The 12,590-nt window shown below is 57.0% G+C and carries 10 protein-coding genes; 7 read left to right on the top strand and 3 right to left on the bottom strand.

Annotated elements, in window-relative coordinates; translation table 11 throughout:
* Positions 1-44 precede the first annotated feature (44 nt).
* From MF4836_RS27325 to MF4836_RS27300, 6 genes are all read left to right on the top strand, one after another.
* Positions 45-3,263, top strand: a complete 3,219-nt coding sequence (locus MF4836_RS27325; RefSeq protein ID WP_078472938.1) for a hybrid sensor histidine kinase/response regulator — start codon at positions 45-47, stop codon at positions 3,261-3,263.
* Between the two features lie 57 nt (positions 3,264-3,320).
* Complete coding sequence (locus tag MF4836_RS27320) at positions 3,321-3,971, top strand: response regulator transcription factor (protein WP_078472937.1); 651 nt, start codon at positions 3,321-3,323, stop codon at positions 3,969-3,971.
* Between the two features lie 860 nt (positions 3,972-4,831).
* Positions 4,832-5,383 (top strand): fimbrial protein, encoded by a 552-nt coding sequence (locus MF4836_RS27315; protein WP_078472936.1) that lies wholly within the window; start codon positions 4,832-4,834, stop codon positions 5,381-5,383.
* A gap of 55 nt (positions 5,384-5,438) precedes the next feature.
* Positions 5,439-6,161 carry a fimbrial biogenesis chaperone gene (locus MF4836_RS27310; protein ID WP_153050273.1) on the top strand — a complete coding sequence of 241 codons (723 nt, stop codon included), beginning with the start codon at positions 5,439-5,441 and terminating at the stop codon, positions 6,159-6,161.
* A 269-nt stretch (positions 6,162-6,430) separates the two neighbouring features.
* Positions 6,431-8,845 carry a fimbria/pilus outer membrane usher protein gene (locus MF4836_RS27305; protein ID WP_238596215.1) on the top strand — a complete coding sequence of 805 codons (2,415 nt, stop codon included), beginning with the start codon at positions 6,431-6,433 and terminating at the stop codon, positions 8,843-8,845.
* A 274-nt stretch (positions 8,846-9,119) separates the two neighbouring features.
* Positions 9,120-9,371, top strand: a complete 252-nt coding sequence (locus MF4836_RS27300) for an Arc family DNA-binding protein (protein ID WP_020294595.1) — start codon at positions 9,120-9,122, stop codon at positions 9,369-9,371.
* 137 nt (positions 9,372-9,508) lie between these two features.
* Here the strand turns inward: MF4836_RS27300 and MF4836_RS27295 are convergent, their stop codons facing one another.
* The 3 genes from MF4836_RS27295 to MF4836_RS27285 all read right to left on the bottom strand — a co-directional run bounded on the left by MF4836_RS27295 (position 9,509) and on the right by MF4836_RS27285 (position 12,084).
* Positions 9,509-10,072: a type 1 glutamine amidotransferase domain-containing protein gene (locus MF4836_RS27295; RefSeq protein WP_078472935.1), complete on the bottom strand. Its 564-nt coding sequence runs from the start codon at positions 10,070-10,072 to the stop codon at positions 9,509-9,511.
* A 167-nt stretch (positions 10,073-10,239) separates the two neighbouring features.
* Positions 10,240-10,671: a low affinity iron permease family protein gene (locus MF4836_RS27290; RefSeq protein ID WP_078472934.1), complete on the bottom strand. Its 432-nt coding sequence runs from the start codon at positions 10,669-10,671 to the stop codon at positions 10,240-10,242.
* A gap of 66 nt (positions 10,672-10,737) precedes the next feature.
* Positions 10,738-12,084, bottom strand: a complete 1,347-nt coding sequence (locus MF4836_RS27285) for a cation:proton antiporter (RefSeq protein WP_078472933.1) — start codon at positions 12,082-12,084, stop codon at positions 10,738-10,740.
* 253 nt (positions 12,085-12,337) lie between these two features.
* On the opposite strand from MF4836_RS27285, the gene MF4836_RS27280 reads away from it, so the two are divergent.
* Positions 12,338-12,562, top strand: coding sequence for a PLDc N-terminal domain-containing protein (locus MF4836_RS27280; RefSeq protein ID WP_020294591.1), 225 nt, complete (start codon positions 12,338-12,340; stop codon positions 12,560-12,562).
* The last annotated feature ends 28 nt before the right edge of the window (positions 12,563-12,590 follow it).

The following is a 12,590-nucleotide window of genomic DNA, read 5'->3' as shown; positions in this document are numbered from 1 at the left end:
AGGGTGTCAGTCGACCGCTCTTCCTTTCCATTCTGGAACCCACCATGACTTCCGATAACGTCTCACCAGGCACTGTTGCCTCAAACTCCGGAATGCGCCGGGCCTCCTTCACCCTAGGAGTCGTCCTGTCGCTCTCGGGAGTCTGCTACTGGGCAGTGGAGCGCTTGTTGGACGAGCAGGTGCACAGGGCCACCCGCCATTTCGAACTGCTGATGGCGCAAGTGGGTGAGAACCAGGCGTTTTTACAGCGCCTGGCGAGAAAAGTGACCGCCCCTCAGGAGTTGCTGGAGCAGAACCTGACGCCGCTGCGCATTACCGAACTGTTTCAAACGCCGCAGCAGGTGATCTACGAAGGCCGGGAGGTTTCGTTCTCACTGCCTTTCAGCGTCATGGTGCCGGCGCACGCTAATCAGGCGATGCCCGATCAGGCGCCGTTCGTATTGGGTATGCACCTGGCCAACGACTACGGCGCGTTCTGGTCCGGCTCGCCTTATTCGCCGCCCCAGGTATTTGTCCTTACCCCGGGAGATGAATTCACCCTGGGCATTCCCGCGCTGGGTGAGAGGCGCGCCGATGGTTCGGTCCTCGACCCTGCCAGTTACCAGAAGGCCAGCGCTGAACTGCGCCTTTTGCTGCAGCAGGCCAGTGCTCCGAAGCTACGCGATGGTGTGCACTGGAGCGGTATGCAAGCGCCGGATAACGCAGCTCGGCAACTACAGGCTTATATCAGTATCGATATGCCGTACAAGCTGCTGCCGTTGGAGGCACGGGGTCGTGAAGTGCTGGTAGTGGCGCAACCCGCGCTGACTCAAGTCAGTGGTTTTGCCCTTAGCCGGGAGGCGGCCTTTTTCGATGGTCTGAGCTTGACGCGACCCGACGGCAGGGTGCTGCTGGGTCCGCAAACGGATGTCCGACCATTGCCCGAAGGCTTGAGTTTTTCCAGCCGCGGCCTGCACATAAAACTGGCCATGACCCAGGGCGAGCATTGGACCGCGGTGTATGACATCAGCTACCAACGCTTTGTGCATGACGCCCGGTGGCAACTGTTGGGGCTGCTTGGCCTGATCGCTGGCAGCCTGGCCCTGGCCTGGCTGGTCAATCGTTGGTACCAGTTGAAGGTCCGCCGGCCCCTGCAGCGCGCTCATGCCCGAGAGATCGAGAGCACACTGTTCAATCACGCGGTGATCGACACGGCACCGATCGGACTGAGTGTGATACGCAAGCGTGATAACCGTTTGCTGTTGGAAAACCACCTGGCGCTGGGCACCTCCCAGTGGCTGCTGCAGGTGCTGGATGAGCTTGGAGACGGTGACATTGGCGAGTCCTGCTTCAAGGTCGATGGGCGTTATTTGCACCTGCGCTTCAGTACGGCCCGCTATCAGGATCAGCAGGTACGGATATGTGCCTTCAGCGATATCAGCCATCACGAGCAAAGTGCCGCCGCCCTGACCCTGGCCAAGCGCCTGGCCGAGGAGGCCAGCCGGGCCAGGACGATCTTCCTGGCAACCATGAGCCACGAGATTCGCACCCCGTTGTATGGCGTGCTCGGCACCCTTGAATTGCTGGAGCGGACCGCCCTTGATCCGCGCCAGCAGGATTACCTGAAGACCATCCAGTGCTCGTCTTCAACCTTGCTGCAGTTGATCAGTGACGTCCTCGACGTGTCGAAGATCGAGTCGGCGCAGATGCCGTTGGAGCTGGGCCGGTTTTGCCCGTTGGACATGGTCGAGGAGGTACTGGAAGCCTGCGCGGCGGCGGCGAATGCCAAAGGGCTGCAGATGTACGCCTGCATCGATGTCCAGGTGCCGGAGCACCTGGAGGGCGATCATGCGCGGATCCGGCAGGTGCTTGGCAACCTGGTGACCAATGCCATCAAATTCACCGATTTCGGGCGGGTAGTGCTGCGTCTCAAGGTGCTGGGGCGCGAGGCAGGCAAGGTCAGCCTGCAATGGCAGATCACTGATACCGGGGTGGGCATTTCCCAGGCTCAGCAGGTGCTGCTGTTTGAACCGTTCTATCAGGTACGCCAGGGCAGTACCGACGGCGGGGCGGGTCTGGGCCTGTCGATCTGCTGGCGTCTGAGTCAATTGATGAACGGGCAGATTCACATGGTCAGCGAGCCAGGGTTGGGCAGCAGTTTCAATTTTTTCGTCGAGTTGGCGGTGTTGCCAGGCAGCGAGATCGATCACGGGGTGCCACTGCTGCGAGCAAGACCGGTGTACGTCCGGGCGCCGATCAAGGAACTGGCGGACAACGTCTGCGAATGGCTGAAACACTGGGGCGCCAACGCGCTGATAGCGCCAAGCCTGGTGGCCGAGCCGTTGCCTGGGGCGGTATTGGTCGACCTGCTGGGCCCACCGGGTAATGACTGTTGTTGGGGTGGCCCCAGGGTGATCGCCAGCAGCCAGGCGCGAGATGCGGTCGAGCCGGAACAGGGGCGATGGCCGGCCCGGATATATGCAATCAGGGACATCGCTCGGGCAGTGGCCGAGGCGCAAACCGGTGCCGGCGTAGCGCCTGCGAACAGAGGGCCTGTCGAGCGCGGCAAGTTGCCGTTACGGGTGCTGGTGGCCGAAGACAATCCGATCAATCAAGCCATCATCAAGGAGCAGCTCGAGGAGCTCGGCTGTCGCGTGGTGCTGGCTGCGGATGGACAGGAAGCCCTGCATCTCTGGTTGCCGGGTGCATTCGACGCGGTGTTGACCGACGTGAACATGCCGCTCATGAATGGTTATGAGCTGGCCATCGCGTTGCGTCAGTTGGACAAGCAGTTTCCCATCATTGGTGTAACGGCCAATGCCATGCGCGAGGAGGGCGAGCGCTGCCTGCAGGTCGGGATGAATGCCTGGATGGTCAAGCCCCTGACCCTGCAGGGGCTCTGGGACGGTTTGATGAGAGTCTGCAACGTGCAATACAACCTCGTCGCGGCGGCTTCGCTGGCACCTGGCTCAATGGCTGACGCCGAACTGGTCGAAGCGCCCGATCAGATCCAGGTCTCAACGAAAATGCGTGCGCTGTTCATCAGCACCATGCGCGAGGACATGGTGCGCGCACGCGACGCCCTGGCCGCACAGGACGCCAGTCAATTACGCAGCAGCCTGCATTGCATTCGTGGCGCCCTGGCAGTGGTGCAGGCCCAGGCCCTGGCTGACGCCTGGGGAGCCGTGGAGCAGGCACTGGAAATCAAGACGCTTGATCAACCGCTGGCACGCAGGAGCGAACTGCTGTTCGCACGCATAGATCGTGCTGTTGCAGCCGTGTGAGAGCGCGGCGGGTGCAGGTCGTGATCTGACGAACTTAATCTTTGGACGAATGACTTCATGAAAAAAATCAAGATAGTTTTAGCTGATGACCATCCGGTGGTGTTGATGGGGGTCAGTGAGTACATCGAACGCGACAATCGCTATGAAGTCGTGGCCCAGGTGCAGAACTCAACGGAGTTGGTGGAAAAACTGCAGCAACTCAAGCCAGATGTGATCATTACCGATTACAACATGCCGGGGGATGAGGCCTATGGCGACGGTATCAAGTTGATTGAGTACCTGATCCGGCACTTTCCGGACATCCAGGTACTGATTCTGACCATGGTTTCCAACAACCTGATTCTGTCGCGGCTCTATGATGTCGGAGTTGCCGGGATCGTACCCAAGAGCAGCGACCTGAAGGAGATTCTGGTAGCGCTCAATACGTTGGCCAGAGGCCAGTCCTACCGCAGACCACTGTTTCATTCCCTACCCAGCGTGGTCGAGTGCACGGAGCCCGTCGAAGACCGGATTTCCAGCCTTTCGGTTCGCGAGTTCGAAGTACTGCGCCAGTTCGCCGCGGGCATGAGTGTCAATGAGATCGCCCATCTGCTCAATCGCAGCAAAAAGACCATCAGTGCCCAGAAGATCTCGGCGATGCGCAAGTTACAGGTCACTACGGATCATGAGTTGTTGAGCTTCTGTATCACGATGCGCTTGATTGTGTGACATGCCTTGCCTGAGTTCGTTTCAGAGCGCCTCCAGTTACGGGGAGGGGACTAAGGCTCTTCGGTCAACGGTTTCGGGCCTTGATCACTTCGGTATAAGACGCCTGTGATCATGCAGCATCGACAGTCAAGCTCATCAGCACGTATCACTTCCTGACGAAAACTCTCGTTCAATCCTGTCGGCTCATCAGGGAAGTTGTAATAGGAAGTTACGGGTCGAACGCTTTAGTACGTGTCCCAAGTCGAATGACGGACCCGTTGAGTATCATCCGCAGACCTATCCAATGCCCATGGCAATCATAAAGAAATGAGGTCCTTCATCTCATGTGGGCCTGTGGCGGGCACTTAAATTTTGCAACTCACCGCTCCTTGGTGTGGCAGGGAGTTACAGAGGGTGCATCTATCCGCCTGGTAGTTTTATACAGCGCTTTGTCAGGCCACCAAAGAAACAATCAACGGTCTGCAAATTAATTTCGGAATAGGGGCGGCTATCCATGATAGTCGGCGAGTTATCCTTTTTTGATCGTAAAGGAGGTGTCTGTTAGCGCATGACTGTTGGCAAAGTGAAGGACTGAACTATGCCCCCTCATGATGGCAACTAACGACAAGCGCTAAAGAATAGAAGCTTATGCGTCATGCCCGTATGACGAACCAATAGTGGTGCTCGCTGTTGTATAGAGGTCGGATTACATCTTCGCAATCTACTTGGGGTTTGGCCTTGGGCGGTATGCTTGAAGGGTAATGACGTAATTGGTATGAGAGCCGCTTAGTGCAAATAGGACTGGTCTCATTAATCTTTGTCGGTTTAATTGGTTAAATGACTACTGCTGCATCCATCAACTATTAAAACTCGGTGTCACTATGAAAAGATTTTTTGCTTTAAGCCTTCTGTCTTCTGTTTTGGCTGTGCCTATGGCAGCGAACGCTGCTCTTAGTGAAGGCGGCGGCGGTAACATCAACTTCACCGGCGCTATCAAACAGGATAGTTGCAGTGTTCAAGGGCAAGGCACCAGTGATATTAACGTCCCGCTGGGTAACGTCCAGGCCTCGACCCTCGGCACTGCAGCTGCACCGGGAGCTATCTCCAGCACTGGCCAAGTCAATATTTCGGTGAAGTGCGATAAAGCGCACACTAAAGTTGCACTGAGCTTTGACCCACTGCCTTCTCAGCTTCAGGGCACTAACGTGTTGCACATTGATAACGCAACCGGTGGCGCCAAAGGTGTAGGTATTGTCCTGGTTGACGCCGCAGGTGCCGCAATGGACCTGAAAACCGACAGCTATACGGGCACTAGCGTTAACGGCACTACCAACCTTCAGGTTCGGGCCACTTACGTCATGACGGGTGACGCTGCAGCGGTCAAGCCGGGTACAGCCAACGCCAGCATGCCGTTTGTTCTGAAATACGAATAAGTTGTTTCTCGTTGTGAGAGGCGCTTGCGCCTCTCACACTTTTAGAGTGTTTTTCATGTCGCCTAAGTTTTTCATAAAAGCCATGAGTCTGGCGCTGATTACATTCAGTTTCGGCGCTCATGCTGCAATATCCCTAAGTGGAACTCGGCTGGTTTTTGCTGAAGGAAAAAAAGAGGAAACCCTCGTCGTACGTAATGACGGCAAGGATATCGTTGTTCAATCCTGGATTGAAAGTGAAGGGGAGGCTGATCTGCCATTTGCAATCACTCCACCTCTGGTCCGCGTAGGTGCCAAGCAACAACAACTATTACGTGTACTGTTCTCCGGATCCAGCTTGCCCAGCGATAGAGAGTCGGTGTTCTGGCTAAGTATTCAGGAAATACCCCAGTCGGCAGGAGAGGAAAACACCCTGCAACTTGCGGTGCGTCAGCGGATCAAGGTGTTTTATCGGCCAAAGGGTTTGTCCGGCACAGCCGGCGCAGCACCCGAACAACTGGAATGGCGACTGCTGAATACGTCTGATGGGCAACAACTGCAAATAAAGAATCCGACACCTTATTACACTACCTTGGTCGATCTGGTGCTTTTCGGCGTGAAGGAAAACAAAGTAACTGACGCGCGCATGCTCTCCCCAGGTGAAATCGTCACTCTGCCTATGAATAAAGTAATAGGCAGCAAACATCGCTTGGATTTTGGCAGTATCAATGATTACGGCGGGCGTGATCTATTTACTGTCGATGTCACCGAAGGCCAGTCCGCAAAAGCCAAGGGGCTATAGCGGATAATTCATAGCAATACCAAATCATGCGTTGGCCCTTGCTCTCGATTGTAAATGCAGAGGCATGACTTGGCCTATGTAACCCAACTACTAAGTGAATCATGATGTCGAAAGGTTATTTGCTTACAGGTTTTGGTCAATCTAGCCTCGTTATTACTCTGGAGAGTCGGCAGTCGTTCTGCTGGGCGCTTTTACTGGTTGCACTTCCAATAGTCGCACATGCTGATTCAGAGCAACTCAATACTGAGCCTAGGGTAAAAATCCCACTGTTGGCATTTAATACCGGGTTCCTGCAGGGTGGTTCGGCTCAACCTGCCGATGTATTGGCCTTGCTTCAAGGTGGTAGCAACGTTCTGCCTGGCAACTATCGGGTGGAAATTTACGTCAACGGCGACCTGAATGGCCGACGTGATATCGAATTCAAGCAAGAAGCAGCAGGGGCGGAGGTACAGCCGTGCCTGACACCGGTCATGTTCAAGGACTTCGGTATCGATCTGCTCAAGTTGCAGAACCCGGAGCTGCTCGCACCCGAGAATGCCAATCGCTGCTACCCGTTGGATACGTTGATCGAGCAGGCCGAAGTCAAGTTCGACTCTGCCCGTTTGCACCTGTTGATTAGCGTGCCCCAGGCGTTTATGCAGGCTGGCGTTCGTGGGTATGTCGACCCGGCGCTCTGGGATGAAGGCGTCACTGCAGCCTTTATCAACTATCAGTTCAACATGCGCCGTAATAGCAGCGGCGGGACCAGAAGCACCTCGAAGTACCTGGGATTGCAAAATGGTTTCAACCTTGGGTCTTGGCGCTTGCGCAACGAGTCCAACCTCACCATGAACGAAGGCCAGCCAACCAGATTCTCCAGTAACCGCAGCTTTGTCCAGCGCGATATCACTGCGCTCAAGGCCCAATTGGCCCTGGGCGAGATCTATACCAACGGCAATATTTTTGACAGCGTGCGTTTTCGCGGCGCCCAGTTGACCTCCGATGATGCAATGCTCGCTGACAGCGAACGAGGCTATGCACCGATCATTCGCGGCGTCGCCGAAACCAACGCCACAGTCGAGGTGCGCCAGAACGGCTATGTCATCTACAGTACCTCGGTATCCGCGGGCGCCTTTGAGTTGACTGATATCTACCCCAGTGGCTCCAACGGTGACCTGGAGGTGACGGTGGTCGAAGCCGATGGTCGTCGCCGGGTTACGCGCCAGGCGTTTTCCAGTCTGCCGGTCATGGTGCGCAAGGGGCGCATGACCTTCAGTGTTGCCGGCGGCCAGTATCAGAGTAATGACAACAGTCAGCAGAGCCCTTCATTCGTCAGCACGGCGCTGGCCTATGGTCTCAGCGACGATATGACGGGGACCTTCGGCCTGCAGGTAGCAGAGAACTTCCAGGCACTGAACTTCGGGATAGGGCGCAATACACCGATCGGCGCTCTATCGGTCGACATCACCCAAAGTGCCAGCAAAATCCCGCAGCAGACTGACAAGGGCCAAAGTATCCGGGTGTTGTATGCCAAGACATTTGCCCAGACCAGCACCGACTTCACCCTGGCGGCCTACCGCTACTCCACTGAGGGCTACCGCAGTTTCAGTGACCATGTGCAGGACCTCAATCGTGACCTCACCTCCACGAGAATGGGGCGCTCTCGAGCGCGCCTGGACCTGACCGTGCAACAGAGCCTGGGAGAAAAGCAGCAGTACGGCAGCATCTACTTGAGCGCCAGCGATCAAAGCTACTGGAATAGCAGCACCCGTTCGCAAAGTATCTCTGCCGGTTACGGCAATTACTGGAAAAGCCTGAACTATTCCGTGAGCCTGACCCATACCCGTAATATCGCCGAGCGCGGTTCGGCCAGCAGCAATGACAGTCAGGTGGCGTTGTCCTTCAGCCTTCCGCTGGGAAGCACCGCCCACTCACCGCGGGCCACGCTGCGCATCCTGCGTGATCGCGAGGGCAACCAGAACACCCAGGCAGGCCTGAACGGCTATCTGGGCCCTGCTACCAACTACTCCTTCCAAGGCGGGCGGGACGGTCAAGGTGGTAACAGCGGCAACGCGAGTATTTCCACCGACACCGCGGTGGGCCGGATGGACCTCGGTTACGGCCAGGGCCCCGATTACAAGAGCTTGAACGTCGGTGCCAGCGGTTCGGTGGTTGCTCACGCCGGTGGTATCAACCTTGGCCAGCAGGTTGGCGAGAGCTTTGTCCTGGCCGAAGTGCCCGACACCCCCGGTGTGGGCATCATCAGCAATGCGGGAGTGACAACCGGGCGCAATGGTTTCGCCATCGTGCCCAATGCCCAGCCCTATCGCTTGAACTGGGTCAGCCTGGACACAGGGAACCTGGGAGCAGATATCGAACTGGAACAGGCAACCCAACAAGTGGTGCCGCGCCGTGGCGCAGTGGTGCTTGCTCGCTATCAGGCGCAGATTGGGCGTCGAGTGCAATTTATCCTGCGTCAGGCCGATGGAAAAAAGATGGGCTTTGGGGCCACCGTCGAGGATCCGGAAGGGAAACAGAGCGCCATCTCGGACCCTTATGGCATGGCGCTGATGCTGCTCAAGCAGGACAAGGGCTTGATGAACGTCACTTGGGACGGCAGCACCTGCCAGGCGCCGTATGACTTGCCCGAGCGCAACAAGGAGCTGAACTACGAACAGGCAGAGCTGAAGTGCAAGGGTAACTGACAGGTGTCGTTGCCCAGTACCTTCAAGTTCTGTGGTGGAAACTCAGGCCTGCGTTCGATATCACGCTGACAGCAATCCTTGGACTTCGCGAGCTGCCAGGGGCCAACGGGTTTTCCTGAACTCAGGGTGATACGGGGTAGGTAGGTTATCTCTGAGCGCGTTACCCGGTCCCTGGGACTGAGAATTCACCCTGAACAATTCAGATTTATCCTAAAGAGCTCATAGCGGATACGGCATTAAGCTATCACCTCAGTCATTCATCGAGGTGTTTCCCATGTCCCAAGAGCGAGACAAATTTGTTATCCGGCTTCCCGATGACATGCATCCACGGATCAAGAGCATTGCCCGACTTAACAACCGCAGCATGAATAATGAAATTGTCGCCCGTATAGAGCGCACCTTCACCTTGGACGAAACCATGGAGCTGGAGGCCAAGATCAAAGGGCTGATGCTGCAACGTATTGAGTCGCTTGAAAGTGAGCTGGCGCAGATGCGTGAAACCGTTGAAGAAAAAAAGACCGATTGACCTGCCCGCGACCGCCGTTGAGCAGGTCAATTGCTTTTACTTGCAATGTGCAACAGCTCTCCGCAAAACAGACGCGCCCCGAACCCGCCATTACGGAGCGGGCTTGGGGCGATGGCAGACAACTCTCAGGCAGAAGCTCAGGCGCTCTGCAATGCGTTGGCGATGGCCTGATTGAACGCCGGCAAGTCGTCGGGAGTACGGGAGGTAATAAGTTTCCAACCATTGGCCGTGCATTCCTTGACTTCACTGTCGACCCAACCCGCGGCGTTGGCATTGAGCAAGTCGGTGCGCACGCTGGTGTAGGAAGTCAGGGTCTTGCCCGGGATTACTCCCGCATCGATCAGTAGCCAAGGGCCATGGCAAATCGCGGCGACCGTCTTCCCCGCGTCGACAAACTCATTGACCAGACGCTGGGCCTCAGGGTCCTGGCGCAGGGTATCAGCGTTCACCGTCCCCCCTGGGATAAGCAGGGCGTCGAAGTCGCGGGCATTCAGGCCTGACAGTTTTCCATCGGACTCCACCTGCCGGTCCTTCTCGGTATCGTGCAGGAAGGTCTGCGTGGAACCGCCTTTGATCGAGCCATGGGTCAACGTTGCCCCCAGGCTGCGCAGCGCTTCAAGTGGCTTGAGCAGTTCGTCGCGTTCGATGCCGGTATTGGCCGTGATGATCAAGATGTTTTTGCCATGCAGTTGCGTGGTCATGTATCCGGTCCTCCAGGGTAAGCAAGCCCCGCGCAGGTATCACGCGGCATATCTTTATCTGAGGACCGGGGGCCAAACGAAGTTCAGCTTGATTGCGCTGCACCTGGTCTCGGAACCTTGCGCATCACCTTTATTGACCCCGGGAGGAGAGCAGGGCGGGTAGAGGGTTATAGCGCTTCCTCCTCTTCGCTGTCCTTGGCGGTTGCGGGACGCGGGTTTTGCGCAGACAAGTCGCCCGTTGGGTCCATACGCTCCTGCGCACCCATGCTGCTGTATTGCTTACGCAGTGTTCGAAGCTCCTTGCTTTCCAGTTGATCCAGGCACAAGGCGGCGTTTTGCGCGTCTTTGGTGGCACGCAATAATTCGTCGATTTTGATGTGCAGGATGTCGTTGTCGCGGTTCTGGGTGTTCTGGATCAGGAACACCATCAGGAAGGTGATGATGGTGGTCGAGGTGTTGATGATCAGCTGCCACGTGTCGTTGTAGTGGAAAAATGGGCCGGTCAGGGCCCAGACCACTATCAGCACGATGGCCACAAGAAACGTCTTGGAGCTACCGGCCCATTTGGAAAGCGTGTGGCAGAAGGTTACGAATTTCATGGCAGTGGGTCCTGGTTGTTGGTCTAACAATGGACAGCAATCAGGCCGTGAAATTCTTTGTTACATTTACCGGTGCGACGTTTTTTTATAACGCTCATAACCCGCCAGTAGCGGTTGGGTGCTGAGACCGTGCAGCAGAATGCTCAATGCCACAATCGACAGTGTCAGGTCGGTGCACAGCGCAGCCGTTACCGGAGGTACGCCGTGGTTGAGGGCATAGAACAGGTAGTAAAGACTGCCGATACCGCGGATCCCGAACCAACCGATCAGCCAGCGTTGGCGGCCGGAGAGCAAGCCGCCCCAGGGAATCAACAGCACGCTCAGGGGGCGGATCAACACAAATAATGCGGCCCCAATTGGCAGTGCACGCCAATCCCAGTGAGCGATCAGTACCACCCCCAGCAAGGTGACCATAAAGACTTCCATCGCCCGCTCGACCAAACCGCCGAAGGCCAGCATGTCGCCCATCATGATTCCAGCGGCCACTTGGGTGCCTTCCAGACTTTGAGTGTCGCCATGCAGGGCTTTGTGCGGTTCGACATCCTGGTGCCCCACCAGGGGTTGCACCAGGTGTTCGGCCGGAACCTGAGGGTTGGCCGCCGAATTGACCTCGGCCTGGCGCAACCCGAGGCCGGCAGCGAATACCGATAAAAAACCATAGCCATGCAGGCTTTCGGCGGCCACATAGGCCAGCGCAATCAGGGCAAGGGTCAGGTAGTCGTTGGGCGAGACGGTGCAGTCATCATTCCGGGTATTCAGCAACAAGGTAATGCGCCCCAGGCCGCGCCCCATCCAGTAGCCGATCAGCAACCCCGCCGGAACCGCCCACAGCACATCCCGCCAAAGCCAGTCGTACAAGGCGCCATTGCCACCATCGGCTTTCACCAGCACCAGCCCGAGGATGACAAATGCAAAGGCCACGCCGTCGTTGAGCCCCGCTTCGCCGGAGAGGCCAAATCGCACCGGATCGTAGTCCTGGGCGTTATTGACCTGCACCATCGACGCCAGCACCGGGTCGGTGGGCGCCAGCACCGCGCCAATCAGTAGCGATGCACCCCACGACATTTGAAGCAGGTAATGCAGGACCAAGGTCACGCCGATAATGCTCAGCAACATCACCGGTCCGGCCAGGCCATAGGCCACGCGCCAGATTTTGTGGCCAAGAGGCAGGCGCAGCTTCAAGCCGCAGACGAACAGGGAAAACAGCACCGCCACTTCACTCAGGTGCTCCATCCATGGCGCTGCGTGTTTCAGGTCGAGTTGCAACAACCCCAGACCCGCAGGGCCGATGGCCACCCCCAGTACCAGGCAAACCGCTGAAGTAGTGACCGGCATCCAACGCAGATAGGAGGAGGTCAGCGCGAGCAACAGCAAGACTGCGCCCAGCACCGCCATCCAGACAATGAAACTCATAGGTATCTCTCGTTCCCGGCACTCGGTCGGTGATCGCGTGCAGACCTGCACAGCTATTCGAGGACGCAAGGCAAGTCAGGTTCAACCGGATTTGCTCTGGCGCCGACTGCACGCCAATTCGGCCCCGCGCTGTGCTCTAGCCGGGGCGTCGCAGAATCGGTTGACCGCACGCCGATGGCTCTGGGGCGCGATAAATTTAATGAACCCTCGCTGGCCACCCCGACCTAAGCCTTTATGAATCGGGAGGTAAATCATGCAAATACAACACTATGTCTGGATCGCCCTGGCAGTAATCCTGTTGCTGGTGGAACTGTGGGCCATCAGGAGTGTGCTGCGCAGTACCAAACCCTGGGACAGCAAGGGCGTGTGGGTGGTGGTCATTGTCTTTGTACCCTTGCTCGGGCTGCTGGCATGGCTGGTGGCCGGACCAAAAGGCAGTGCTCGGACCCTGTCCGAACCTGAGCATCAACAACGCTGAGGATTGTGCCCAGCGACAGACAAGGTGA

It is taken from the genome of Pseudomonas sp. MF4836, from assembly GCF_002018875.1.
In the GTDB taxonomy this organism is placed as follows: Bacteria; Pseudomonadota; Gammaproteobacteria; order Pseudomonadales; family Pseudomonadaceae; genus Aquipseudomonas.
Note: the sequence above shows the minus strand (reverse complement) of the source record. Positions and strands in the feature narration are given on the sequence as shown.

Bases quoted from the DNA above. Each gene is read 5' to 3' on its own strand.
- MF4836_RS27325 (WP_078472938.1), top strand. From the start codon at position 45: ATGACTTCCGATAACGTCTCACCAGGCACTGTTGCCTCAAACTCCGGA.
- MF4836_RS27320 (WP_078472937.1), top strand. From the start codon at position 3,321: ATGAAAAAAATCAAGATAGTTTTAGCTGATGACCATCCGGTGGTGTTG.
- MF4836_RS27315 (WP_078472936.1), top strand. From the start codon at position 4,832: ATGAAAAGATTTTTTGCTTTAAGCCTTCTGTCTTCTGTTTTGGCTGTG.
- MF4836_RS27310 (WP_153050273.1), top strand. From the start codon at position 5,439: ATGTCGCCTAAGTTTTTCATAAAAGCCATGAGTCTGGCGCTGATTACA.
- MF4836_RS27300 (WP_020294595.1), top strand. From the start codon at position 9,120: ATGTCCCAAGAGCGAGACAAATTTGTTATCCGGCTTCCCGATGACATG.
- MF4836_RS27295 (WP_078472935.1), bottom strand. From the start codon at position 10,072: ATGACCACGCAACTGCATGGCAAAAACATCTTGATCATCACGGCCAAT.
- MF4836_RS27290 (WP_078472934.1), bottom strand. From the start codon at position 10,671: ATGAAATTCGTAACCTTCTGCCACACGCTTTCCAAATGGGCCGGTAGC.
- MF4836_RS27285 (WP_078472933.1), bottom strand. From the start codon at position 12,084: ATGAGTTTCATTGTCTGGATGGCGGTGCTGGGCGCAGTCTTGCTGTTG.
- MF4836_RS27280 (WP_020294591.1), top strand. From the start codon at position 12,338: ATGCAAATACAACACTATGTCTGGATCGCCCTGGCAGTAATCCTGTTG.